Origin of the sequence: Bacteroides sp. An322 (assembly GCF_002161765.1) — a bacterium.
GTDB classification, from domain to species: Bacteria; Bacteroidota; Bacteroidia; order Bacteroidales; family Bacteroidaceae; genus Phocaeicola; species Phocaeicola merdavium.
The window spans coordinates 172,542-198,858 of the sequence record NZ_NFIN01000003.1 but is presented as its reverse complement, the minus strand read 5'-3'; the positions used below and the strand labels follow the sequence as shown (position 1 = coordinate 198,858).

23 protein-coding genes and 3 tRNA genes are annotated in these 26,317 nt (G+C 41.7%); 14 read left to right on the top strand and 12 right to left on the bottom strand.

The window, feature by feature from the left end; genetic code table 11:
• The 8 genes from B5F91_RS03045 (at position 1) to B5F91_RS03010 (ending at position 9,162) form a co-directional block, all read left to right on the top strand.
• Positions 1-792: an inositol monophosphatase family protein gene (locus tag B5F91_RS03045; protein ID WP_087427633.1), complete on the top strand. Its 792-nt coding sequence runs from the start codon at positions 1-3 to the stop codon at positions 790-792.
• Positions 793-862: 70 nt separating this feature from the next.
• Positions 863-1,528, top strand: a complete 666-nt coding sequence (locus B5F91_RS03040; RefSeq protein ID WP_087427632.1) for a DUF2461 domain-containing protein — start codon at positions 863-865, stop codon at positions 1,526-1,528.
• 31 nt (positions 1,529-1,559) lie between these two features.
• Positions 1,560-2,003: a YhcH/YjgK/YiaL family protein gene (locus B5F91_RS03035; RefSeq protein ID WP_087427631.1), complete on the top strand. Its 444-nt coding sequence runs from the start codon at positions 1,560-1,562 to the stop codon at positions 2,001-2,003.
• 15 nt (positions 2,004-2,018) lie between these two features.
• Positions 2,019-4,028: an alpha amylase C-terminal domain-containing protein gene (locus B5F91_RS03030; protein WP_087427630.1), complete on the top strand. Its 2,010-nt coding sequence runs from the start codon at positions 2,019-2,021 to the stop codon at positions 4,026-4,028.
• Between the two features lie 138 nt (positions 4,029-4,166).
• Entirely contained in the window at positions 4,167-5,318 is a 1,152-nt protein-coding gene (locus tag B5F91_RS03025) for a DUF6057 family protein (RefSeq protein ID WP_087427629.1), read from the top strand.
• 126 nt (positions 5,319-5,444) lie between these two features.
• The gene (gene proS, locus B5F91_RS03020) at positions 5,445-6,935 is read left to right on the top strand and encodes a proline--tRNA ligase (RefSeq protein WP_087427628.1); all 1,491 of its coding nucleotides are present in this window, start codon (positions 5,445-5,447) and stop codon (positions 6,933-6,935) included.
• Positions 6,936-7,273: 338 nt separating this feature from the next.
• Positions 7,274-8,368, top strand: coding sequence for a Nif3-like dinuclear metal center hexameric protein (locus tag B5F91_RS03015; protein WP_087427627.1), 1,095 nt, complete (start codon positions 7,274-7,276; stop codon positions 8,366-8,368).
• A gap of 2 nt (positions 8,369-8,370) precedes the next feature.
• Positions 8,371-9,162: a C4-type zinc ribbon domain-containing protein gene (locus tag B5F91_RS03010; protein ID WP_087427626.1), complete on the top strand. Its 792-nt coding sequence runs from the start codon at positions 8,371-8,373 to the stop codon at positions 9,160-9,162.
• A 73-nt stretch (positions 9,163-9,235) separates the two neighbouring features.
• Here the strand turns inward: B5F91_RS03010 and B5F91_RS03005 are convergent, their stop codons facing one another.
• Positions 9,236-9,685, bottom strand: a complete 450-nt coding sequence (locus tag B5F91_RS03005) for a type I restriction enzyme HsdR N-terminal domain-containing protein (RefSeq protein WP_087427656.1) — start codon at positions 9,683-9,685, stop codon at positions 9,236-9,238.
• Between the two features lie 80 nt (positions 9,686-9,765).
• Between B5F91_RS03005 and holA the strand changes: the two genes are divergently transcribed.
• Positions 9,766-10,782: a DNA polymerase III subunit delta gene (holA, locus tag B5F91_RS03000; RefSeq protein ID WP_087427625.1), complete on the top strand. Its 1,017-nt coding sequence runs from the start codon at positions 9,766-9,768 to the stop codon at positions 10,780-10,782.
• Between the two features lie 97 nt (positions 10,783-10,879).
• Here holA and B5F91_RS02995 read toward each other — a convergent pair whose 3' ends face one another.
• On the bottom strand, positions 10,880-11,467 hold the full coding sequence (locus B5F91_RS02995; protein ID WP_087427624.1) for a sugar O-acetyltransferase: 588 nt from the start codon (positions 11,465-11,467) through the stop codon (positions 10,880-10,882).
• 684 nt (positions 11,468-12,151) lie between these two features.
• Between B5F91_RS02995 and B5F91_RS02990 the strand changes: the two genes are divergently transcribed.
• From B5F91_RS02990 to B5F91_RS02980, 3 genes are all read left to right on the top strand, one after another.
• Positions 12,152-12,604, top strand: a complete 453-nt coding sequence (locus B5F91_RS02990) for a helix-turn-helix transcriptional regulator (RefSeq protein WP_087427623.1) — start codon at positions 12,152-12,154, stop codon at positions 12,602-12,604.
• 104 nt (positions 12,605-12,708) lie between these two features.
• Positions 12,709-13,485, top strand: a complete 777-nt coding sequence (locus B5F91_RS02985; protein ID WP_087427622.1) for a dihydroorotate dehydrogenase electron transfer subunit — start codon at positions 12,709-12,711, stop codon at positions 13,483-13,485.
• The gene (locus tag B5F91_RS02980) at positions 13,473-14,387 is read left to right on the top strand and encodes a dihydroorotate dehydrogenase (RefSeq protein ID WP_087427621.1); all 915 of its coding nucleotides are present in this window, start codon (positions 13,473-13,475) and stop codon (positions 14,385-14,387) included. The genes B5F91_RS02985 and B5F91_RS02980 overlap by 13 nt, the downstream gene beginning before the upstream one ends.
• Positions 14,388-14,534: 147 nt before the next feature.
• Here B5F91_RS02980 and trmD read toward each other — a convergent pair whose 3' ends face one another.
• From trmD to serB, 3 genes are all read right to left on the bottom strand, one after another.
• A complete protein-coding gene (gene trmD / locus B5F91_RS02975) occupies positions 14,535-15,209 on the bottom strand; it encodes a tRNA (guanosine(37)-N1)-methyltransferase TrmD (protein ID WP_087427620.1) in 675 nt (224 codons plus the stop codon).
• 14 nt (positions 15,210-15,223) lie between these two features.
• Positions 15,224-16,477, bottom strand: coding sequence for a DEAD/DEAH box helicase (locus tag B5F91_RS02970; RefSeq protein ID WP_087427619.1), 1,254 nt, complete (start codon positions 16,475-16,477; stop codon positions 15,224-15,226).
• A gap of 137 nt (positions 16,478-16,614) precedes the next feature.
• Complete coding sequence (serB, locus tag B5F91_RS02965) at positions 16,615-17,850, bottom strand: phosphoserine phosphatase SerB (RefSeq protein ID WP_087427618.1); 1,236 nt, start codon at positions 17,848-17,850, stop codon at positions 16,615-16,617.
• Between the two features lie 377 nt (positions 17,851-18,227).
• On the opposite strand from serB, the gene B5F91_RS02960 reads away from it, so the two are divergent.
• Positions 18,228-18,725, top strand: coding sequence for a thioredoxin family protein (locus B5F91_RS02960; protein WP_087427617.1), 498 nt, complete (start codon positions 18,228-18,230; stop codon positions 18,723-18,725).
• Positions 18,726-18,812: 87 nt separating this feature from the next.
• On the opposite strand, the gene B5F91_RS02955 is transcribed toward B5F91_RS02960, so the two are convergent.
• Complete coding sequence (locus tag B5F91_RS02955) at positions 18,813-19,352, bottom strand: FHA domain-containing protein (protein WP_087427616.1); 540 nt, start codon at positions 19,350-19,352, stop codon at positions 18,813-18,815.
• Positions 19,353-19,368: 16 nt separating this feature from the next.
• Complete coding sequence (locus B5F91_RS02950) at positions 19,369-20,496, bottom strand: SPOR domain-containing protein (protein WP_087427615.1); 1,128 nt, start codon at positions 20,494-20,496, stop codon at positions 19,369-19,371.
• Between the two features lie 84 nt (positions 20,497-20,580).
• Between B5F91_RS02950 and B5F91_RS02945 the strand changes: the two genes are divergently transcribed.
• Complete coding sequence (locus tag B5F91_RS02945; protein WP_087427614.1) at positions 20,581-21,372, top strand: DUF4738 domain-containing protein; 792 nt, start codon at positions 20,581-20,583, stop codon at positions 21,370-21,372.
• 53 nt (positions 21,373-21,425) lie between these two features.
• Here the strand turns inward: B5F91_RS02945 and B5F91_RS02940 are convergent.
• The 5 genes from B5F91_RS02940 to htpG form a co-directional block, all read right to left on the bottom strand.
• A tRNA-Arg gene (locus B5F91_RS02940) sits at positions 21,426-21,499 on the bottom strand.
• A 19-nt stretch (positions 21,500-21,518) separates the two neighbouring features.
• Positions 21,519-21,592 (bottom strand) — tRNA-Arg (locus tag B5F91_RS02935).
• Between the two features lie 26 nt (positions 21,593-21,618).
• Positions 21,619-21,692, bottom strand: a tRNA-Arg gene (locus tag B5F91_RS02930).
• An 81-nt stretch (positions 21,693-21,773) separates the two neighbouring features.
• The gene (locus tag B5F91_RS02925; RefSeq protein WP_087427613.1) at positions 21,774-24,077 is read right to left on the bottom strand and encodes a patatin-like phospholipase family protein; all 2,304 of its coding nucleotides are present in this window, start codon (positions 24,075-24,077) and stop codon (positions 21,774-21,776) included.
• A gap of 164 nt (positions 24,078-24,241) precedes the next feature.
• Positions 24,242-26,293, bottom strand: a complete 2,052-nt coding sequence (gene htpG / locus B5F91_RS02920) for a molecular chaperone HtpG (protein ID WP_087427655.1) — start codon at positions 26,291-26,293, stop codon at positions 24,242-24,244.
• Positions 26,294-26,317: the final 24 nt, after the last annotated feature.

Here is a 26,317-nt window from a genome sequence, read left to right as displayed (position 1 = left end):
ATGTTAGACTTAGCATTTCTGACCGAGCAGGTACGAATCACAGCCAAAGAGGCTGGAACTTTTATCCGGGAAGAACGGAAAAAGTTTGACCGGAACGTTGTAGAGAAAAAACATGCCCACGATTATGTGTCATACGTTGATAAAGAATCAGAATGCCGCATCGTTACACGCCTGAAAGAGTTGCTTCCAGAAGCGGGCTTTATTACTGAAGAGGAAAGTATAGCCCGCAACGAGAAAGCGGACTATTGCTGGATAGTAGACCCGCTGGACGGAACAACGAACTTTATCCATGACAATGCTCCTTATTGTGTTAGTATCGCATTACGGGGAAAAACCGGATTGTTGATAGGGGTAGTATATGAAATTACACGTGATGAATGTTTTTGGACTTATAAAGGTTCAGCCTCTTACTTGAACGGAACAAAAATACATGTTTCTTCGGTTTCGGCATTGGATGACGCTTTTATCGAATTGGGTTTTCCATATAATGCAGAAGCATACAGACCCATGGCGGTTCATTTGGTAAACACATTATACGGCAATGTGGGCGGATTGCGGTTAATGGGGGCTGCAGCTGTAGAATTATGCTATGTAGCCGCAGGCCGTTTCGAAGCCCGCATTGAAGCTTTTTTAGGACCGTGGGATATCGCTGCAGGAACACTTATTCTGGAAAATGCAGGAGGCAAAGTCTCTGATTTCAAAGGAGGCAATTCTTTTTATTCGGGAGCACAAGTATTGGCTTCGAATGGGAAATTACACGCTGATTTGCTGGATATTATTGGCAAGTTGTAAAATACTTCTGTTTTAATTTATTTTTCTCCAAATATTTTCATATATTTGTGTGACCAAAAAAAGGAAAGACATGAATATACCGGAAATATTGGATTTCTTGAAACGTTTGGCTGTCAATAACAACCGCCCTTGGTTTCAAGAACATAAAACGGAATATCAGCACGTGCAGCAAAACTTTGAGGAGCTATTGTCTGCTGTAATAGCACGCATTGCGGTGTTTGACGATAGTGTGTCTCATGTCCAGCCAACGGACTGCACGTACAGGATTTACCGTGACATCCGGTTTTCTTCTGATAAATCTCCTTATAAGACTCACATCGGCGGATACATAAATGCCAAAGGGAAAAAATCGAATCATTGTGGCTATTACATTCACTTAGAGCCGGATAACTGCATGCTGGCAGGAGGAAGTTGGTGTATGCCATCAGATATGTTGAAGGCTGTCCGACAATCGGTCTATGATAATATAGACGAATTTCGTGCCATTGTAGAAGATCCGGCTTTCAAAGCATATTTCCCTATAATAGGAGAGGAGCATCTGAAAACAATGCCCAAAGGATTTCCGAAAGACTTTCCTTATCCACAATATATCCAATGTAAAGATTATATCGTTTCCTGCCGGATTCCGGACACATTTTTTGATAATCCGCAATTTTTGGATAGAATAGCAGATGTATTCAAGCAATTGAAACGTTTTGCCGACTTTACGAATTTTACAATAGACGATTTTGAATAACTCAATTATAAACCTTTTAAATTATACGATTATGGTTGTCGATAAACTGGAAAATCTTGAAAAATACGCATCGCTGAATCCGCTTTTTGCAGATGCGATCGCTTTTCTGAAAGCAACCAATTTGGATACGCACGAACTGGGAAAGTTGACACTGAAAGAAAATGAATTGACTGTTAATTTTGCCCAAGCACGTCCAAAAAGCAAAGAAGAAGCCAAACTGGAAACACATAATAACTTTATTGATATCCAGCTTCCGCTGTCAGGAGTAGAATTAATGGGCTATACTCCACGCGCAGACTTGCCAGAAGCAGAATATAATGCAGAAAAAGACATAACGTTCTATGAAGGGCTGGCACAAGATTATCTAACGATTAAACCCGGAATGTTCGCTATCTTTTTCCCCGAAGACGGACACGCTCCCGGTATAACGCCCGACGGAGTGAAAAAAGTAATAGTAAAAGTACGAATATATTAAATAAATGCTAATGCTATGGACGAAGTATTGAACATCATCAAAAACGACCCTTGGCTTGAGCCTTACAAAGACGCGATAACAGGCAGACACCAACATGCTATCGACAAAGAAAAGGAACTCATAGGGAAAAAAACATTATCTGATTTTGCAACAGGACATTTGTATTTTGGCTTGCACCGTACGGAAAAAGGATGGACATTCCGTGAATGGGCACCCAATGCCACTGCCATTTACCTGATAGGTGATTTCAACGAATGGAAAGAATCGCCTAAATTTAAACTGAAAAAAGTAAAGAACAGCGGAAATTGGGAAATCAACCTTCCTGAAAAAGCCATGAAACATGGTGACTTATACAAACTGAAAGTGTATTGGGAAGGCGGATGTGGCGAACGTATTCCGGCATGGGCTACCCGTGTAGTTCAAGACGACAATACCAAAATATTCAGTGCACAAGTTTGGAATCCTGCAAAACCGTATAAGTTCAAGAAGAAGACTTTTACTCCCAATGTAGGTCCTTTGATGATTTATGAATGCCATGTCGGTATGGCTCAGGATGCAGAGAAAGTGGGAACATACAATGAATTCCGCGAAAACATTCTTCCACGTGTAGCGAAAGACGGTTATAACTGCATTCAGATTATGGCTATTCAGGAACATCCTTACTACGGAAGTTTCGGCTATCACGTATCCAGTTTCTTTGCACCGTCTTCTCGTTTCGGTACGCCTGACGAATTGAAGCAGTTGATTGATACAGCACACCAAATGGGAATTGCCGTTATCATGGATATTGTTCATTCGCATGCAGTAAAAAATGAAGTGGAAGGATTGGGCAACTTTGCAGGAGACCCTTGCCAATATTTCTATCAAGGTGACCGCCGCGAACACCCTGCATGGGATTCGCTTTGCTTTGATTACGGGAAAAATGAAGTGCTTCATTTCTTGCTATCTAACTGTAAATATTGGTTGGAAGAATTCCATTTCGACGGTTTCCGTTTCGATGGCGTGACTTCAATGCTTTATTACAGTCACGGATTAGGTGAAGCTTTCTGCAGTTATGAAGATTATTTTAACGGGCATCAAGACGACAATGCTATTTGCTACTTGACTTTGGCAAATAAACTGATTCACCAAGTCAACCCGCGTGCCATTACCATTGCCGAAGAAGTTTCGGGTATGCCAGGACTGGCTGCTCCATTTGAAGACGGAGGATATGGCTTTGATTACCGTATGGCAATGAATATTCCGGATTATTGGATCAAGATTATCAAAGAACGCAAAGATGAAGACTGGAAACCGTCCAGCTTGTTCTGGGAAGTAACCAACCGGAGAAAAGATGAAAAGACCATTTCGTATTGCGAAAGCCATGACCAAGCATTGGTAGGTGACAAAACAATCATCTTCCGCCTGATTGATGCAGATATGTACTGGCATTTCCGCAAAGGTGATGAAAACGGTGTTGCAGAACGAGGCATAGCGTTGCATAAAATGATTCGTTTGCTGACCGCTTCTACTATCAACGGAGGTTATTTGAACTTTATGGGTAACGAGTTCGGTCATCCCGAATGGATTGATTTCCCACGCGAAGGCAACGGTTGGTCATACAAATATGCCCGCCGCCAATGGCATTTGGTAGATGATCCTTCTTTGTGTTACCAGTATTTAGGAGACTTCGATTCTGCTATGGTACATTTGATAGAAAGTGTCAAGAACATCCAAAAAACCGATGTGATAGAAGTTTGGCATAATGACGGTGATCAAGTTTTGGCATATCGCCGGAAGGATTTGGTATTTGTATTCAACTTTAACCCGACACGTTCGTTTACCGATTACGGATTCTTGGTTCCGCGTGGAGAATATCATGTCGTGTTGAATACAGACAGTAAAGCATTTGGCGGATTCGGATTCTCAGATGATTCAATTCCTCACTTTACTTGTGCCGATCCGTTGTATGCAAAAGATAAAAAAGAATGGCTCAAACTCTACATTCCGGCACGTTCGGCTGTAGTGTTGAAACGCCAGAAATAGTCCTTGGATGAGGATGTGTCATAATGGAAATTTACTATCAAAAAGTAATGTCATTCTTCACTACGTTCAGGATGACAAAATGAAAGCTAATTTCTATTTTGACACAGCCTCTAACTAAAAAACACCAGTCAAACCAATATGAGTGAATACATCCATACTGCTTATAAGAAAGCCGCTCGCATACAAACCGTTGTGTGCGGCTTTCTTTTTGCTCTTTTCAGCTTTGTTTATTTATATGTTTTTCAACGTGATGTTTTAGAAGCATTGCATTTTTCATTAGCACACGGGAAAACACATTTTGCCCCTTTGGCTAGTGCTATCATTATCACCTTTATTTTAATTTTGCTTCGATGGGGTGTCAATTGCTTATTAGGATTAAAAGGCAATGTACGCGCATTTTCCTATTTGCCTTCATGCCTTATTTTAGGAGTGTTGACAGATATAGGGAAAAACATTTATACAGAAGATTATCATACGCCTTGGGGCTGGTTACTTCCTATCATTCTGCTGATTTACAGCCTGCTGGTATTTTGGCTACGCCGATTATTGAGAAACCGATTGAACAAAGAAAGCAACCCTGTTTCGTTGATGAATTACAATTTGCTCATCCTTATCCTGCTTTGCCTGATGACGGTTCTGATAGGAAATACAAACCGCAAGTTCCATCACGAACTGGAAGCTGAACGCTATCTGCGTGAACATCGATATACAGAAGTACTGAAAGTAGGAGAGAAGTCTTTGGAAGCAACACGAACCTTGACTGTACTTCGTTCTATAGCTATGTCACGTGCCGGACTGTTAGGAGAAAAACTTTTTGCTTATCCGCAATATTATCGTTCAGACGGACTCTTTTTTGCCAACGATTCTATGCAAACATTACGCTATACCAACGATTCCATTTATTATCTGCTCGGAGTCCGTCCGTATACAGGAGAAGACCGGATGGAATTTTTACGCAACATCTGTTATAGAGGCACAGGCAAATATACAGCATTGGATTACTATTTATCCGCATTATTACTTGAAAAACAAATAGATGCATTCGGAAAGGCTTTAACGGATTTTTATGAAACAGAAGATACATTATCCCGCTATTATAAGGAAGCCCTCTTAATGTACCGTGAATCTCATCCGAATTGCCCCTTCCTCATAACTGACAGCATTCTAATAAAACGATATGATGAATACCATGAACGGAAAACCGATTTTGCTTCCTCTGTTATGGAACGGAACGGAATGCGAAGGGAATTCGGCGATACTTATTGGTGGTATTTCGATTATCAAGAATAAAAAAACAGCTTTCTTATAGGCTATCAGTACCTTTTTTACTAATTTTGCAGACCAAATTTCTTATATATTTATCGAAACAGTTAGGGATAAACCAATTAGGAAACAACAAATAAATAGATAAATTTTATGGCAAAAGAACTTAAAGAACTGACCAAAAGAAGTGAGAATTACTCACAATGGTATAACGACTTGGTTGTAAAAGCCGATTTAGCAGAACAGTCGCCTGTGCGCGGTTGTATGGTAATCAAACCCTATGGATATGCAATCTGGGAAAAGATGCAACATCAGTTGGACACGATGTTCAAGGAAACGGGACACGTCAACGCTTACTTTCCCTTGCTGATTCCAAAGTCTTACCTCAGCCGTGAAGCGGAACACGTAGAAGGTTTCGCGAAGGAATGCGCGGTGGTTACTCACTACCGTTTGAAAAATGCAGAAGACGGTTCAGGTGTCATCGTTGACCCTGCTGCTAAGCTGGAAGAAGAACTGATTATCCGACCCACTTCGGAAACCATCATTTGGAGCACGTATAAGAACTGGATTAACTCATACCGAGACCTGCCTATCTTGTGTAACCAGTGGGCAAACGTAATGCGTTGGGAAATGCGTACCCGCCTCTTCTTGCGCACGGCTGAATTCTTGTGGCAAGAAGGACATACAGCACATGCGACTCGTGAAGAAGCTGAAGCTGAAGCACAAAAAATGCTTCACGTATATGGCGATTTTGCAGAAAAATATATGGCAGTGCCCGTCATCAAGGGTGTGAAAAGTGCCAACGAACGTTTTGCGGGAGCATTGGATACCTATACCATTGAAGGCTTGATGCAGGACGGCAAGGCATTGCAATGCGGTACGTCTCACTTCTTGGGGCAGAACTTTGCAAAGGCATTCAACGTACAGTTTGTCGACAAAAACAATAAACTCGATTATGTATGGGCTACTTCATGGGGCGTATCTACCCGTCTAATGGGTGCACTGATTATGACCCATTCGGATGACAATGGTTTAGTTTTGCCACCGCATTTAGCTCCGATTCAGGTAGTTATCGTGCCTATCTATAAAAATGACGAACAACTGAAGCAGATTGACGCGAAAGTGGAAGGTATCGTTGCAAAACTGCGTAGCATGGGCATCTCTGTGAAGTATGACAATGCCGACAACAAACGTCCGGGATTCAAATTCGCAGATTATGAGTTGAAAGGCGTTCCCGTGCGTCTGGCTATGGGAGGCAGAGACCTCGAAAACAACACTATCGAGCTGATGCGCCGCGATACGTTGGAGAAAGAGACCCGTTCATGTGACGGTATCGAAGAATATGTAAAGAATTTGTTGGAAGAAATCCAAGCAAATATCTATCAAAAAGCATTGAAGTATCGCAACGAGCACATTGTCAAGGTGGACACTTACGACCAGTTCAAGGAACAAATCGAAAAGGGCGGCTTTATCTTGGCTCACTGGGACGGCACGACCGAAACCGAAGAGCGTATCAAAGAAGAAACTAAAGCGACTATCCGCTGTATTCCGTTTGAGGCAGACGAAGAAAGCCTCACTCCGGGTGTGGATATGTTGACAGGCAAACCTTCTGCTCGCCGTGTATTATTTGCGCGTGCGTATTAAAAAACATGAGGATTACCTCAAAATAAAAATCATCTTTCATTTTGTCATTCTAAACAAGGTGAATGAGCTCGAAACATCAGTTGATGCACACGAGAGTCTTCGCTTTGCTTAGGATGACATTGTTTTTTTAAACATATTTGCTTCGTTGATTAACGAAGCCGCATGCATTGGTTGATGAAGCCGTATGTGTCGGCTGATGAAGCAGTATGTGTTAGCCGATGAAGCCGCATTCGTTCGCAAATTCGTTCACAAAGAAAGTTCGAAACGTATTTTTCCTTCGAAAACTTTCCCATATCACGGCTTTTCATTATCTTTGCACCGAATATTTTTCGTAGAACATGAAAATTAAGGAAATTCTGAATGCCCTTGAGATGTTCGCGCCTCTGCCCTTGCAAGACGGATTCGACAATGCCGGCCTGCAAGTAGGATTGACAGACGCGGAAGCTACAGGGGCTTTGTTGTGTCTGGACGTAACCGAAGCCGTGGTGGACGAAGCGATAACATTGGGGTACAACCTGATTATCTCGCATCATCCGCTTGTCTTTAAAGGATTTAAGTCGGTCACAGGAAAAGACTATGTAGAACGGTGTGTCATCAAAGCCATCAAAAATGACATTGTGGTCTACTCGATGCATACCAACTTGGATAATGCTCCGCAAGGCGTCAATTTCAAGATAGCCGAGAAGATAGGACTGAAACAAGTGCACATCTTGGAACCCAAAGAGAATGCATTGTTAAAATTGGCAGTATTTGTGCCTCAGAAGCAAGCGGATGAAGTACGTAATGCGTTATTTAAAGCAGGTTGCGGATGTATCGGCGATTACGACTCGTGCAGTTATAATATAGAAGGGAAGGGGACTTTCCGTGCAGGCGAAGGCACGCATCCTTTCTGCGGCAAAATAGGCGAATTGCATCAAGAAGAGGAAGTGCGGATAGAAACCATTCTTCCTGCCTATCGCAAACGGGAGGCGGAAAGGGCGCTACTGGCATCTCATCCATACGAGGAACCTGCATACGACTTTTATCCGGTGCAAAATGTATGGACACAAGCAGGAGCGGGAGTAATAGGCGAATTGGAAGAGCCTGAAACCGAAAGCGACTTCTTGCGGCGCATCAAACAGACTTTCGAAGTAGGCTGTGTGAAGCATTCGCGCATGACGGGCAGACTGATTCAGAAGGTTGCTTTGTGCGGAGGGGCAGGGGCTTTTCTATTGCCCCGTGCTGTATCGGAACATGCTGATGTGTTCATCACAGGCGAGGTGAAATACCACGACTATTTTTATTACGAAAACAGTGTTTTAATAGCAGAAATCGGTCATTATGAGAGCGAGCAGTACACCAAGGAACTGATTTATTCTTTGCTGGAAAAGATGTTTCCGGCATTGGAACTCCGCATGACCCGAATCAATACAAATCCGATTAAATATTTATAATTATGGCAAGAGAAGCAAAAAAAGATCCCAGCGAACTGAGCGTAGAAGAAAAATTGAAAGCGTTGTACCAATTGCAGACCATGTTGTCTGAAATTGATAAAATCAAGACTCTAAGAGGCGAGCTTCCTTTGGAAGTGCAAGACTTGGAAGACGAAGTGACCGGATTGAGTACCCGTATTGAGAAAATCAAAGGTGAAATAGAAGAACTGAAATCAAACGTGACAACTAAACGTATCGAAATCGAATCAGCTAAAGCTTCCGTCGATAAGTATAAAGCACAACAAGATAATGTACGCAACAATCGTGAATATGACGTGTTGACTAAAGAAATTGAATTTCAGACATTGGAAATTGAATTGTGCGAAAAACGTATCAGGGAATATACCGCTTCTATCGCTTCCAAACAACAGGAAATAGAGCAGAATACCGAAAAACTGGAAGAGAGAAAGAAGGATTTGGAAACCAAAAAAAATGAATTGGACGAAATTATCTCGGAAACTAAACAAGAAGAGGAGAAGTTAAGAGATAAGGCAAAAACGTTGGAAGCGACTATCGAACCTCGTTTGCTCCAGGCCTTCAAACGTATTCGCAAGAATTCGCGTAACGGTTTGGGAATTACCTACGTACAGCGTGATGCATGCGGCGGTTGCTTCAATAAGATTCCGCCTCAGAGACAATTGGATATCCGCATGAGAAAGAAAATCATCGTGTGTGAATATTGCGGTCGCATCATGATTGACCCGGAATTGGCAGGAGTGGCTCAAGAAAATAAATTGGAAGCAAAGAAGAAGTAAATTTTATAGCACACAGGTAACACGAGGCTGTCTCAAAATGAAAATTAGCATCCATTTTGAGACAGCTTCATTGTTATAGTTCTACATAATCAGGAATTCCAGGTAAGAAACGGTAGGAATGCGTGATATAATCAATGTGGCAACAATAGTGATTGATGCCGTTCGTCACAATCAAATAATCGACTTTCAATACCATATTATACCGTGTAATCTGGTCGAATACAGCTTGCGTAATTTCTACATTCGGCGCTTTATATTCCACTATCATTTTGGCGCTCAGGTCACGGTTGTACAGAACCGTATCACAGCGTTTTTTTGTCCCGTTCAAATTAAGTTGCACTTCATTTGCCAATAATCCTTGAGGGTATCCTTTGTGCTCTACTAACAAATGAGTGAAATGCTGCCGTACCCATTCTTCGGGAGTTAAGGCAACATACTTTTTACGAAGCATATCGAAGATGAATTTTTTCCCTTCTCTATTAGATATTTTAAACGGATAAGGAGGTAGGTTTAAAGCCAACATTTCGTACTTTTGCATCATAAAGAAATCGTTTTTATTACGCAAAAATACAAAAAAGATAACGAAAAGGAAAGGCTTTAGTTATGGCAAAAGAGACTACATACGAAGAAATCGCCCGAAACTTGAAAAATAAAATATATGCTCCTGTCTATTTCCTGATGGGAGAAGAAGATTATTATATCGACCGCATCGCAGATTACATTTTAGAACATGTTTTGACCGAGACTGAAAAGGAATTCAATCAAACCGTCCTATATGGCTCTGATACTGATATTGCCACAGTCATTAACGCAGCAAAACGCTATCCAATGATGTCTAAATATCAAGTGTTAGTCGTTAAGGAAGCCCAAAATTTAAAGAATTTGGAAGAACTGTCTTATTACCTGAAGAAGCCGATGCCTTCGACTATTTTAGTGATTTGTTATAAACACGGCTCACTGGACAAACGAAAAAAGTTGACAGTTGAATTGGATAAGGCAGGCGTGCTGTTCGAATCGAAAAAGCTAAAGGATGCTCAACTTCCGGGTTTTATCACTTCGTATCTAAAACGGAAACAAGTAGAAATCGAACCGAAGGCATCTGAGATGATGGCAGAATTTGTCGGGACGGACTTGAACAGGATGGCGGGCGAATTGGAAAAATTAATTATCACGCTTCCGAAAGGACAACGGCGGATTACTCCCGAACAAATAGAGCGGAATATCGGCATCAGCAAGGACTTCAATAACTTCGAATTGCGGAATGCTTTGATTGAAAAAGATGTGTTCAAGGCAAATCAAATAGTAAAATACTTTGAAGAAAATCCGAAAAACAATCCATTGCAAGTAACGTTGGCTGTATTATTTAATTTCTTCTCCAATCTGATGTTGGCTTATTATGCTCCGGAGAAAAACGAGCAAGGGATAGCTGCCCAACTCAGTTTACGCTCTCCTTGGCAAGCCCGGGACTATCAGGCTGCCATGCATCGGTATACAGGCGTAAAGGTAATGAGAATTATTGAGGCTATTCGTCAGTGTGATGTCCGCTCAAAAGGCGTAGGCAATGCATCCATTTCCGATGGGGAACTGTTGCGCGAATTAGTATATCTGATACTGCATTAAAAGCCCACTAAATGCTCCAATTACCAAATAGGAAAAAGCCGCAAAGACACAAGGAATAAATAAGTATTTGCCTATGTCTTTGCGGCTCGCATTTTGTTCATTTTGTAACATTTTTTTTCTGATTCAACTTTCGGATGACCTTAGCCGGATTGCCTACAGCCAAGGAGTCGTCCGGGATATCGTTGACCACAACAGCACCGGCACCTATCACACATCGGTCTCCGATTGTCACTCCCGGACAGATAGTAACGTGCCCGCCAATCCAGCATCGCTCTCCGATAGTAACAGGCAAGCAGTTTTCCCATACGGCACGCTCATCCGCATCCAACGGATGCTGGGCAGTATAGATATGTACTCCCGGAGCAATCAAAGTCTTTTTCCCAATCGTAACTTTTGCTCCATCGAGAATTACGGCACCGAAGTTGATAAACACTCCTTCGGCAGCATAGATGCCTTCTCCATAATCGCAATAGAAGGGAGGCTCTACATAGAAATCAGCAGCCGAATTAGGGAACAGGGAACGTAATACCTCCGGCATTTTCTCCGTATGATATTCCGTCACATTCAGCCGGTGAAGTTTCTTTTTCACTTCATCGCGATACGCATACATAGCCGGAGTATGCGCATTATAAGGCAGACCGGAGCGCATCCGCTGCAATTCCAAATCTAAATCTGTTGTATCCATCTTTTCTGATTTTAAAGTGTATGTGTTTTTTCTGTGTAAGGAATGTATTGATGCAAATTTAAACATTTTCACGAGAATCGAAAAATCGGATGCTTCTGAATTTCTGTCCGCAAATTCTCAAATCTCGCAAAACGGTACAATTTATTTTTATTGCGGGTAGAATACTTTACATTTCGATATATACATTTCTATATTTTTAATGTAAATACAAGCGTTTACATTTGTATTTGTACATTGAAAAATAACACTATATTCAAACTCTGAAAGCGATTACAAAAGTAAACCATAGTTATTACATTTGTATTGTTTACTTTTATAAATGTAGATGCAAATATATCCAACCTATTCAGAAACAGAATAATACGCTAAAACCCAACGAACTATCTGTTATTATTCAAAATATGGTTTAAAGCAACGATACCTAAGCGTATACATTTCGATATTATAGGATTGTAAACACCTACACATCAATTATATTTAACTATTAATCAATCATTTATACTTATATATTAAAGTTTAATCGAATGCAAATTAACTTGGTTTACATCTGTATATCTTTAAAATGATTACAAATGTATTCACCTTATATACAAATGTGCAATATATTTTTCTACATGTATATTTGCAAATGAAAATAAAAGGCATTACATTTGTACTCATTAAGTTTATATGTATATTTGAACAATGAAAGACCGGATTTTACAGCTTATGCAGGAAGAAGCATTGACTAATGCCGAGTTTGCAAAAAAAATAGGCATTTCAGCTTCTGCTTTATCTCATATAACAACAGGACGGAATGAAATTAGCTTAAGAGTTGCTCTGCTAATTCATAAAGCATACCCTTCTATCAACCTGGACTGGCTACTTTATGGCGAAGGCGAAATGAGGAAGGCTGATACTCCCGAGACAACGGTTTCTTCATTCTCTGGAAGCAATGAGAATCCAGAAATTGCGGACGGGACTACGGTTCGTTTCGATTTTCGCAAGGAAAATGCCTCTTCTTTACCTAATAATACATCAAAAGATGTTGTCCGAGAAGAGGTTAAGTATATCGAAAAGCCTCAACCGAAAATCGTTGAAATACGTATTTTCTTTGATAACGGCACCTTTCAGGTGTTCCGCCCTGAAAAATCGTGACGGTAAACCATTCCGTCTGTTCGCAAAACTCTGAAACCTTTGTATATGAATTGAGGTAAATTCGTTATCTTTGCCCGAAATAACGAATTTACCTCAATTTATTTATGAAGAAATACATTCTTGATTTGACAGTGACAGAAAACATACGTTTGCATGCAAACTATGTATTGCTGAAATTGACACAAGCCGCCCCGTTACCTGAAATGCTTCCGGGACAGTTTGCCGAAATTCGGGTAGACGGTTCGAACACGACATTCTTGCGTCGCCCTATCTCTATTAATTATGTAGACCGCAAAAAGAACGAAGTGTGGTTCTTGATTCAGTTGGTAGGTGACGGAACCCGAAAGTTAGCTACAGTCCAACCAGGTGATACCGTAAACATTGTAATGCCTTTAGGAAACGGATTTTCAGTACCGAAAAATCCTCAAACGAAAGTCTTGCTTATCGGTGGAGGTGTAGGCACAGCTCCGCTCTTGTATTTAGGCGAAACCTTGCTGAAAAAGGGCTGTAAACCGACATTCTTGTTGGGAGCACGTTCGAAAAACGATTTACTGCAATTAGATTTGTTTAAGGCGTTGAGCGACGTATATACTACAACCGAAGACGGAAGTTACGGCGAAAAGGGATATGTGACGATGCACAGCGTATTAAAAGAAAACAAATTCGACTTAATTTGCACTTGCGGCCCGAAACCGATGATGATAGCGGTTGCCAAGTATGCCGCAGCAAACGGTATCGAATGTGAGGCTTCATTGGAAAATACGATGGCTTGCGGTGTAGGTGCTTGCCTGTGTTGTGTGGAAAACACCAAGGAAGGTCATGTGTGTGTATGTAAAGAAGGTCCGGTATTTAATATAAAGAAATTATTATGGCAGATTTAAGCGTAAACATTGGCAAATTAGCCTTGTCGAATCCGGTAATGACTGCGTCAGGCACATTCGGTTACGGACTCGAATTTCAGGATTTTGTAGATTTGGAGAAAATCGGAGGCATCATCGTAAAAGGTACGACGTTGCATCACCGCGAAGGGAATCCCTATCCGCGTATGGCGGAGACTCCGATGGGAATGCTGAATGCGGTAGGTTTGCAAAACAAGGGAGTGCATTATTTTGTAGAACACATCTATCCGCAGATTAAGGATATCCGCACCAATATGATTGTAAACGTGTCGGGGTCGCAGATAGAAGATTATGCTGAAACGGCAAGCATCATCGACGGGCTGGACTGTATTCCTGCCATTGAATTGAACATCTCATGCCCGAACGTAAAGCAGGGCGGAATGGCTTTCGGCGTAACGGCTCACGGGGCTGCAGAGGTTGTATCTGCTGTACGGAAAGTTTACCATAAGACTTTAATCGTAAAACTATCGCCCAATGTGACCGACATTACTGAAATTGCCCGTGCGGTAGAAGGTGCCGGAGCTGATAGCGTGTCGCTTATCAATACTTTATTAGGTATGGCGATTGATGCCGAAAAACGCAAGCCGATATTGTCTACCGTCACCGGAGGAATGAGCGGAGCTGCAGTGAAGCCCATTGCCTTACGTATGGTATGGCAAGTTGCCAAAGCGGTGAAGATTCCGGTAATCGGATTAGGAGGAATCATGAACGCACGAGATGCGGTAGAGTTCCTGTTGGCGGGGGCATCAGCCGTACAGATAGGAACCGCTAATTTCATTGACCCTGCAATAACAGTAAAAGTTGCAGAAGGTATTAACGAGTACCTTGACCGTCACGGTTTCACTTCGGTAAAAGATATTATCGGCGCATTGGAAGTAAATTAATTGAACACAAAGACACGGAGGCACAGAGCTTTTTTCTTATGACATATATTCATTGTTTGCTATCTTTAATGGGATATGGCAAATGTAGTAGAAAAATAGAAACTCTACACCTCCGCGTCTCTGTGTTCAATTATCTTACTCGATGGGTTACTTCAGCAAGTCGGGACGTAAACGCTTGGTCCGTTCCACCGATTGCTGGAACTCCCATTCGCGTATTTTCGCCTCATGACCCGAAAGCAAAATGTCGGGCACTTTCCATCCCTTGTAATCTGCAGGACGTGTATATACAGGAGGAGCCAGTAAATTATCTTGAAAAGAATCTGATAGTGCTGATTGTTCATCGGAAATGACTCCAGGTATTACACGCACCACGGCATCCGCTATGACAGCAGCAGCCAGTTCGCCTCCCGTCAGTACATAATCGCCAATGCTGATTTCCTTCGTGATGAAATGTTCGCGGATGCGGTAGTCGATGCCTTTGAAATGCCCGCACAAGATAATCAGGTTTTGGGTCATCGACAACGTGTTCGCCATCTTTTGGTCAAATTGTTCTCCGTCGGGACTCGTGAAGATGACTTCATCGTAATCGCGTTCAGCTTTTAGTGCCGAGATGCAACGGTCTATCGGTTCAATCTTCATCACCATTCCCGCACATCCTCCGAACGGATAATCATCCACTTTCCGATAGCGGTCGAACGTATAGTCTCGCAGGTTGTGTATGTGAAATTCAGCAATGCCTTTCTTCTGTGCCCTGCTCATAATGGAACAATTGAAAAATCCCTCCAGCATTTCGGGCAAAACGGTAATAATGTCTATTCGCATAGGTACTCAAAAAATTATTGTTTGTTTCCGCCTTTTTTCTGTGGACGCCGGTTATTAAATGAACGCTTCTTCCAGCCTCTTTTACCTCTGCCACTTTTGTTACGGTTGTTTTCATGTGGAGCATATACCGGTGCTTCACCTACTTCAGGCGGTAAAGGTAACTTGTAGATTTCTTTTCCCAAGAAATTTTCTATTTGTTTGAAACGGGTCTGTTCGGTTTCGCTAACAAATGTAATGGCACATCCATCGTTATTAGCGCGGGCAGTACGACCAATACGGTGTACATAATCTTCGTTGTCATGCGGCACATCGTAGTTAATGACCAAACGGATGTCATCAATGTCAATGCCTCGTGCCACGATGTCAGTAGCCACCAGCATACTGATGCGTCCATTGCGGAACTCGTGCATTATCTCATCACGCTGGCTTTGGTCTAAATCAGAGTGCATTTCTCCTACATTAAGATTGAGCCGTTTCAATGCCTTTGCTACTTCCTTTACTTTCAGTTTCGAAGAAGCAAAAATAATGACCCGTTCCGGCTTTTGCTCTTTGAACAGGTTTTGAATGATGTTTAACTTTTGTCCTTCATAGCACACGTATGCCGCTTGGATGATTTTATCGGCAGGCTTTGATACGGCAATCTTCACTTCCGCCGGGTCGTTCAGGATGGTCTTTGCCAGCTGTTGTATCTTTGCCGGCATCGTGGCGGAGAACATAATGGTCTGACGTTCCTTAGGCAGGTATTTCACGATTTGCATGATGTCGTCCGAAAATCCCATATCCAACATCCGGTCGGCTTCATCGAGGATAAAGAAAGAGACTTTCGACAAATCAACGTACCCCAAGCTTAAATGGCTGATGAGACGGCCAGGGGTTGCAATAACGACATCAGCCCCTAAAGTCAATCCTTTCTTCTCTTGTTCGAAACGTATTCCATCATTCCCCCCGTAAATGGCTACGCTTGATACTGGCATGAAGTAGGAAAAACCTTCCATCTGCTGGTCTATTTGTTGTGCCAATTCGCGGGTAGGTGCCATAATGACGCAATTAATAGCGTCGGCGGGATATCCTCCTTTGCTTAATTGGTTGATGACGGGAAGCAAATAAGCGGCGGTTTTTCCAGTGCCGGTTTGTGCCACACCTATCAGGTCTCTTCCTTCCAATATGACGGGTATAGTTTGCTCTTGCACTGGTGTGCATTCTTTAAAGTTCATTGCGTCGAGCGCATCCAAGACGCTATCTTCCAAATTCAGTTCAGTAAACTTCATATATTATATAGGGTATTTATTGAACACAGAGACACAAAGGCACAGAGAAAAAATAAAGCATATTCTCTACTGTTGTTTAAATAAAAACTCTGTGTCTCAGTGTCTCTGTGTTCCATACAATAAATTAGCTATCATCATTAACGGTTCGCCCGCTCGTCAAGGTACGAGTCTTTGAATCCCAAGAAATACAATACGCCATCCAATCCGATGGTGTTAATGGACTGACGGGCGTTGGCTTTCACCTTTGGTTTGGCATGAAAGGCGATGCCCAACCCGGCTACGGATAACATCGGCAAATCATTGGCTCCGTCACCGACGGCAATGGTCTGCGCAATATCCACATTTTCTACTTGAGCTATTAGCTGCAATAATTCTGCTTTCCGCCGTCCGTCTACAATATCTCCTAAGTAGCGTCCAGTTAATTTGCCGTCTACGATTTCCAAGTTGTTGGCATACACATAGTCGATACCGAATTTCTCTTTCAAGTAATTGCCGAAGTAAGTGAATCCCCCCGAAAGGATGGCGATTTTATAACCGTATTTCTTCAGCACATACATCAGCCGTTCCACTCCTTCGGTGATGGGCAGGTGTTCGGCTATGTCCTTCATCACGCTTTCATCCAATCCCTTGAGCAATGCTACCCGTTCGGTAAAACTCTCACGGAAATCAATTTCACCTCTCATCGCCCGTTCAGTAATAGCGCGTACTTGTTCGCCTACTCCCGCACGCTCTGCCAGTTCATCTATCACTTCGGTTTTAATGAGCGTGGAGTCCATATCGAAACAAATCAAACGGCGCATCCGCCGGTACATCGTATCTTTTTGGAATGAGAAATCCATTTCCAAGCGGTTGCTCAGCTTCATTAGTTCGCGCTGCAATTCTTCGGTATCGTGAGGAGTGCCGCGCACGGAGAATTCGATACAGGCACGTACCCTTGCCTTTTGCTCGTCTAATGGGATACGTCCTGTCAGGCGCCGGATGGCATCGATGTTCAGCCCTTGGTCGGCAAGCAACTGAGTGGCTCCTGCTATCTGTTGGGCGGTCAGCTTACGTCCTAACAATGTCAGGATGTAGCGGTTCTTGCCCTGCATGTTCACCCATTCTTCGTATTCTTCCGCAGAAATGGGATAAAAACGGATGTTGATACCTAATTCTGAAGCCTTGAACAACAAGTCTTTCATTACGTTACCCGAATCTTTTTCGTTACATTTAAAAAGGATGCCTAATGAAAGGGTGCTATGGATGTCTGCCTGCCCGATATCCATGATGTCGACTTCGTATCGCGACAATATTTCAGTAATGGAAGCGGTTAGTCCCGGACGGTCCAATCCGCTGATTCGTATCAAAATGAGTTCGGTATTTGTTTTTTCCATACGGTATGGTTCAAATGCTGTTAGTCTTCTTGTCTACAAAGATACAGATTATTTTGATAAGAAAGGCACTTGCTGAAAAGAATTGCAATTTTAGCGGAAATTATACTCTTCTATGATAATGTATTTATGCGTAAAACCTTGAATATATTGAAAAGAAGCGATATAATTAAACTTGATATAACTCAAGATTTATGCTGAAAAACATATTTTTCATTCTTTTTAGATACAACCTATGCATGAAACGCCTATCTTTGCAGCGATTTCAATAATAAATGAAAGTTGTGGCATAGTTGTTGCAGTTTTCATTCAAACAATAGTTCGGGTAGAAATCACTGTAGAACGACAGTCCCGAATAGTATTAACTAAAATCAAATTACATGATTAAAAATGTAAAATGGTTTTTTGTTGTATTAGTATTCAGTTCCGTGATTTCTCTTGCGTTTAGCAAAGAGAATGTTCATGCAGAGAAGCTACAGGAAGGTGACAAGATTCCTGCATTGGTTCTTTGCGACACCGTGCAGCCGCTCGACCTGCACTCCGCCCGTGAAGGGTATACATTGTTGAGCTTCTGGGCAAGTTACGATGCGGTGTCCAGACAAAACAATGCCGCATTGGCGCATTTGGCTGGCGAAACAAGCCAAGTGAAGATGATCTCTGTTTCCTTTGACCGCTATGCATCAGTATTTGACGCAACGGTAGAGCAGGACGGGCTTACAAACACCCGCTGCTATGTGGAGACAAACGGTTCCGATTCGGAAGCATTTCGTGCATTCGATTTGAGAAATGGTTTTTCCAATTATCTGGTAGATGCAAAAGGAATGATTGTTGCAAAAAACGTAACTCCTGCCGAATTGGCTTCTTACCTGAAAAAGTAAAGAAGATTCGATTGACTTGAATACAACAAAAAGCAAACAAAAATCCCGCACAACTTGAATTCATATCTTAGCTTGTGCGGGATTTTTTTATTCTTCAGAATCACTTTTTGCTGTTCGCAAAATTAAGGTAGTGGCACCTAAGGTAAAGACATTGCCGTCTTCTAAGCGAATCCGGTCTTTCGGTCCTAAAAGGTCATTCATGACAAATGTGCCGGTAATACTGTCGTTGTCGCGTAGCGTATAGATGATTTCACCTTGTTTGTTCCGTTTCACATTCAGTATGCAATGGCGGCGGTCCATGCTTGGATCGTTGGTTTCTATCGGAATATCGACTTCGGTTCCTTTCGAACGGCGTCCTATCAGATTGTCTCCTTCATGCAAAGGCAATACTTGTTTATAACCGAATACGTTTTCAATAGCCACCACATTACCCCAATCTTGTGTACCTTCTTTTTCATCAATTATTTCTTCCTTCCGAGTTCCTGCACTAAGTTTGGATTTCCCGATCCGGATAGAGAATTGTTTCTTACATTGGTCGCATACAAATACCAACGACTGGCCTTCTTGGTATTTGGTTTCATCAAATTGGATGTAATTGTCACATTTCGGACATCTTACTCTCTTCATATTGTTTGCTTGATTTTTATTTAGAAGTAAACACCCATGCCGAAGCAAAATCTTTCAAACTCTTTAATTCTTGTACTTTTTTATAAGCATCCGCTTTGTCGGCATACTGATATAACGAAACCCGATAACGTCCTTGAGAAATAACCGTCTGCGCTTCTGTGTAACCTTTCTTTTTCAAACTTTCCACTACACTTTCAGCATCAGTAGCATTTGTAAGACTCGCTACAATAATATGGCTTACCTTGCCGTTCTTTTTGCTTGCCGGAACAGTTTTTACAGTTTCTTTCTTTTGAGAAGCCACAGAAACCTTTGTTTCCTTTTTTGTAGCACGGGCTATTTGTTTAGTTTCAGGAAGCGTTTCTACCTTTTCTGTTTTTACAGCAACCGGCTTCAGCGTATTTACATTATTCTTGACTTGCTTCTTTTGCCCTTGTGGCTTTTCTTTCTCTTGAGCAACTTGTGAAATAGGAGAAAGCACACTGGAAGCAGCCGATTGGTTTCGGATTGCATCAAACAACCCCGCAGAACCTAATGACGCATAACTGGTTTCATCAATATAGGTGTTTTTTACCGGGACAGAAAACAAGAAAAACAATAAAATGGTAGCAGCTACAGCCACCGCGTTTTTCATCCAACGCCGATAAGAATAGGTTTGCTTATGCCGTGGCAATTGCATTACCGGTTTCTGACGACGTAACGGTTCGGTTGCCATCGCAGGTCTGAATGGCAGCTGTTGAGGTGTAAAAGCAACCAACCCATACAGCGATGGAGTGAAAAAACCATTTTCAGCCGGTTCAAATTCATACACACCGTTTATATTATAATACAACGTTCCCACTTGGTTCAAGCATACCTGACCGTCTTGATACAGTTTTTCTTTCAACTCCTCTACAACCGTTTTTATTTTGCGGGTAGCATCAGGAAAGTCCGTATTATAGGCTTGCATGTATGATTGAACCAACAACCCGTCGTTCATTACCAACTTCGGATTGAATCCTATAGAACGTACCGGCGGACAAAATTCACGTGTCTCCTTATTATATTTAGAAGAACAGTAATGGGCTATAAACCCACCCAAGCCGGGAACGATTACGCAATCGTTCTCCAAAAGCAATACTTCGATATGTTTAGCTAATTCAATCATACTGCAAATATAAGATTTTTTTCTTTTATATATTACGATTCTTGGGTATTTTGTTATACTTTTGCGGCAAGAAATAAATAAAAAATGAGAAAAGTATTATCTGTCACGCTTTTCGTATTTCTAATTGCAGCCTGTACGGGAAGTGTTGAAAAGAAAGAGGAGAAGGCTGAAGATGAAAGAAACCAACTGATTATGCAATATTTGCAAGGCATTTGGGTTGATGACAACACAGGATTACCTATGCTGAAAATCAAGAATGACAGTATCTTTCTTGCAAGCCAAGTCAACGCCCCTTTTTGTTTCAGCATTTCAGGAGATACCTTACAGGCAAAAAGTTCTGAGCAGACAACCTACCGGATTGTCAAGATAGAAGAACATGTCTTCCAATTTTATACATCTTTAGGTGATTTGGTTTCTTTGCACAAATCGGACACTGATACGATCCCTTTTGGTTATCAACCGGTAGCAAAACCCGAAAAGAAAGTCATAGAAAAAGATTCTGTCTTCTATTTTCAAGGGAAACGTTATCGCGGATATGCTTATATCAACCCTTCAACTAAAAAAGTGTTCCGTCCTACTGTGACAGAAGAGGGAATGATAGTAGACAATGTTTATTATGACAACATCATTCATATCTGTGTGTATCAAGGTAAACAATGCCTGTATGCAAAAGACATTGAAAAAGAGATGTTTGCAGCAACAGTTCCTGACGATTTCCTGCAAATGTCCATTCTTTCCGATATGAGTTTCATAGGCGTTGATTCGGATGGCTATCATTATCAAGCTACTATCAGCATGCCCGATGACTTGTCGTGCTACTATGTGAATTTGCTTATTGACGAAGAAGGTGTACTGACCTTTAAGTTGAAAGAATAACAGAAAGAGGAATATATAAAAAAAGCCTCCTAAAAAGGGAGGCTTTTTTGTTGTGACCGCGACAGGATTCAAACCTGTAACCGGCTGATCCGTAGTCAGCTACTCTATTCAGTTGAGCTACGCGGCCAACATTTGTTCTTGAAGAGTGATCGCGACAGGATTCAAACCTGTAACCGGCTGATCCGTAGTCAGCTACTCTATTCAGTTGAGCTACGCGACCCTCTATTTGCTTCTAACTTGAAAGAGTGACCGCGACAGGATTCAAACCTGTAACCGGCTGATCCGTAGTCAGCTACTCTATTCAGTTGAGCTACGCGGCCTTCTCTTTTCGTTTAACGGGTGCAAAGGTAAGGACTTCTTTTGATATATGCAAGTTTTTGAAGGAGTTTTTTTCTGTTTTTTTATTCAATAAACCGCGAATTGAATATTTGCCAACCCAATGTCAAACCAAAGTTCCAATTGTTTCTTGGTGAACTGTAATGATTTACATACGCACTGATTGCGCCAAAAGGAAGTTTGATTACCAAAGACAATTCTCCCAAATATTCTATCCGGCTAAACAGTTTTCCATAATAAGCCTGCGATTGCTCGTCACGCAAGATTGGGAATATGGGAGCAAAGCCGTACATTTCCAACCGAGCATGAAAAACAGAGTTAAACTGGTAAATGGGCATAAGCCCTATCCCGACAAACTGATTGGAACGGAAAGCTTCATTATACGTAATCTTACTATGCGCTGTCGGCGAAAATTCACCAGCCTGCATCATAGTAGCCGTATAGTTATGGCTGAAATTACGTGAAGAATAATAAGCACGGATGTAATTCCCCAATACAAATTTCGGTGACAAAGGGAAATAACGTTCCATTTCGTATGACAGTTGCAACCACGATTGTTCATATTTATATTCACCATTATAAGGGTCTATGCTGGATCCAGCCCTAAACCGTTCACGGCTGGTATAAATATTGGCTACCAAACGTTCACGCCTTCCTGCTGTTGCATATTGACGACTATCCAACGTATTTCCTTCCAATGCAACCGAACCTCCGAACACCGTATAATGGCTATGGTCGCTCCGGTCGTTATTGAAATCGATTACGTTTTTCTGAAAATATTCATCCTGCAGGTCGCCGATACCGATGCCGAACTCTGCCTTTTGACGTGTAAGAAAAGGAAGTGATACCAATAACTTAACAAACTTCTCTTTCTTCTTGCTGAATACAGGCGAATTTCCTTTTGTGAAAAGCTTTTCCTGCTTAAAATAGTCGAAAGAAGAAAGCGAACCGACCAATCTGACCGAAGTAGGAATATGGGTAGGCAAATCAATCCGACCGGAAAGTTGCAGATTGTTATATATCTGCCCTAATTGCCCGTCCAATGATACCTCTTTCGAATAGTTGTTCAAGTTCTGATAAGTGGCACCGATATAAATCTGGTTTGAGCCATTCGAACTGACGTTGCCTCCCGCACGCAAGGTTAAGTCATCTTCCAATTTCACTTTCAAATGCAAATCAAACGTATGGTCTGACGCATTATATACCGCATGCGGAATGATTTCGGATATCATATTATCCGACATCAGACGGAAATATCCGCTTCGGAAATCTTCAAAGGTAAAGATTTCATCATCCGATGAATGAAACTCTTTCCGGATATATCGCTTCTGTTGCTCATTGGCTCCTTCGATTTCTATTTTACGGAACCGGAACTCGGGCATCCGGTTCTTATAGGCTATGCGTTCCTTTTCCAATTGCCTGTAATTGGTACGCCTTGAAATACGCATCTTGATAGTATCCATTAACTGGATAGTACGGTTATAGCCGATATCATGCAATTCATCATAACGGTTAAAATCCATCAAGTTCACATCCGTATATTTAAATGTCATCAGAATACCTAACGAATCGGGCATCGAATAATCGGTTTTTTGCATAATCATGTTTTCCAGTTGTCCCATAATATCTCCTTCTTTCGGTTTACTGGGATTCGAACTGACTACACTACCTATCATAATATCCGGATGAAAATCTTCCATCATTACATTGGTAGGGAAGTTATTGTAAATACCTCCGTCATAGACCAATACAGAATCAATTTCAATGGGCTTGAACATGGCAGGAAAACTCATTGAAGCACGCACGGCGTCTCCCAAATCTCCTTTGCGAAAAATAATAGGACGTTTGTTATACACATCGGACGCTACACAACGGAACGGGATAAACAAACGGTCGAAATCATTATGACAAGAAGCCGTAGCCTGACCGAATAGCTGCAAAAAGGCAAGGTTCATCTGCAACGGGTCGACTACACTCGAAGGCAAGAACTGTGCTTTTACCTTTTGCAAAGGATTCTTTAAAGAAACCCTGACATTGACAAATTCAGGAGTAGGCGGATTCTTCTTGAAATAGTAAATGTATTGTTCTTCGATATTTCCGGTATACCAACGTTTGAAGTCATCCGACTTTATCAATTTTTCCATATCATCCGGCGAATATCCCATGGCATAAAGTGCACCCACAATAGCTCCCATGGAAGTTCCAGCTACATAATCAATCGGAATATTATTTTCTTCCAATGCCCGGATAATGCCGATATGGGTAATTCCTTTCGCGCCTCCGCCGCTCAGTACAAGCCCTACCTTTTGGGCTTTCAGTGGCGCTATGAAAACACATAGGCATAAAAGGATAGAAATGATTTTGTTCATGGGTTTGCTATCATTAATACGTGTACCCAAAGGTAAGTAAAAAAAAGATTCTTGCGGAATAAATCTGTCTTTTTTTATAGTATAAACGAAAAAAAGGACATAAAGGCACAGCGAATATTAAATTCTTGTACCTTTATGCCCTTTTTATTATAAGAGCAGATGAATTAAATCAGTTCGATGCTTCGTTTAACAAAGTTGGTCAATGCTTCACCTTTCAGCATGCCGTTTTGCAACAGTGCCAAGTCGATGAGTTGATGAACGATTTTATTATCAGCCGCATACGCATTGATAATGCCTGTCTTTTCCTGCTTCTTTTCATCCAACTTCTTATCGATGTCTTTCAGCTCGTCTTTTTCAGCTGTCGGGATTTCTTCATCCTTCTTGCCTTCGTGGGCTTTATGCAATTCGCTTTCACGCATTTTCAAGGTAGCGATTTCGCCTTCTACCGGAACCAACTTCTCTGAACAAGCCGATTCTGCATCGTCCAATACTTGTTTGATAAGCTTATGGTCGCTATTCAATACCAAGTTGTACATATCCGGCATTTCGCCATAGAAGCTCATGCCCGGCTGGATGTTTGCCATTTCCTTCATACGGCGCATGTATTCAGACTGGGTAATGACAATCGGAGCACCTGTTTCGCCCATCGGTTGCGCTTCTACATGGAATTCGGTCTTTTGCAATTTAGGCATCTGACCATTGAATACCGTAGTCAATACTTCGCGTTTGCCTTCCGGAAGCTCTTCGCCTTTCTGCTCGTCTTTTACAATCAAGCGGTCGATTACATCGGCATCCACACGGGTGAAACGACTCTTTTCAAACTTCTGTTCCAACATGTTCACCATGGGGACATCCAATTGTCCGTCGAGCAACAATACATTGTAACCTTTATTCTTGGCTGCATCAATATAGGTATATTGTTCATCGGTATTGTTGGCGTACAGATAAATCAGATTGCCGTCCTTGTCGGTCTGATTATCTTTTATCAAGGTCTGATATTCTTCGAAAGTGTAATACTTGCCTTCCGTATCTTTGAAGAGGGCAAATTTATTTGCTTTTTCGTAGAAATCTTCTTGGGTCAGCATACCGTAATTGATGAAGATTTTCAAGTCGTCCCATTTTTCTTCAAATTCCTTGCGGTCGTTCTTGAAGATAGATTGCAAGCGGTCTGCTACCTTCTTGGTAATATACGTAGAAATCTTCTTTACATTCGAATCGCTCTGCAAGTACGAACGGGATACGTTCAACGGAATATCCGGAGAGTCGATAACACCATGCAACAAGGTCAGGAAGTCGGGCACGATGCCTTCTACAGAATCGGTCACATATACCTGGTTGCAATACAACTGAATCTTGTTCCGTTGCAATTCGATGTTGCTCTTGATTTTCGGGAAGTAAAGCACACCGGTCAGATTGAACGGATAGTCTACATTCAGGTGAATCCAAAACAAAGGTTCGTCCGACATCGGATATAAGTCACGATAGAACTTCTTGTAATCTTCGTCTTTCAGTTCGCTTGGCTTCTTGGTCCAGATAGGGCAAGTGTCGTTGATGATGTTGTATTCATCCGTATCGACCTGCTTCCCGTCTTTCCATTCCTTTTTCTTTCCGAATGCTACCGGAACGGGCAAGAAACGGCAATATTTCGTAAGCAATCCTTGGATGCGCGATTCTTCCAAGAAATCCTTGCAATCATCATCAATGTGCAGGATGATATCCGTACCCCGGTCTTCACGTTCTGCATCTTCCAATGTAAATTCAGGACTTCCGTCGCAAGTCCATTTCACGGCTTTTGCGTCTTCTTTATACGAGCGGGTTACGATTTCCACTTTCTTTGCTACCATAAAGGCGGAATAGAATCCCAAGCCGAAATGTCCGATAATGGCATTGGCATCATTCTTATACTTTTCAAGGAAGTCGTTGGCGCCTGAGAAAGCTATCTGGTTGATGTATTTATCGATTTCTTCAGCGGTAAGTCCCAGTCCACGATCGGAAATGGTAATCGTTCCTTCTTCTTTGTTCACTTTCACTTGGATAGTCAAATCGCCCAATTCGCCTTTGAAATCGCCTGTAGAAGCCAAGGTCTTCAGCTTTTGAGTGGCATCAACGGCATTGGAAACCAATTCACGAAGGAAAATCTCATGATCGCTGTACAAGAACTTTTTGATGATAGGGAATATGTTCTCTGTAGTAACCCCAATATTACCTTTCTGCATATACATATATATTTTAATGATTAT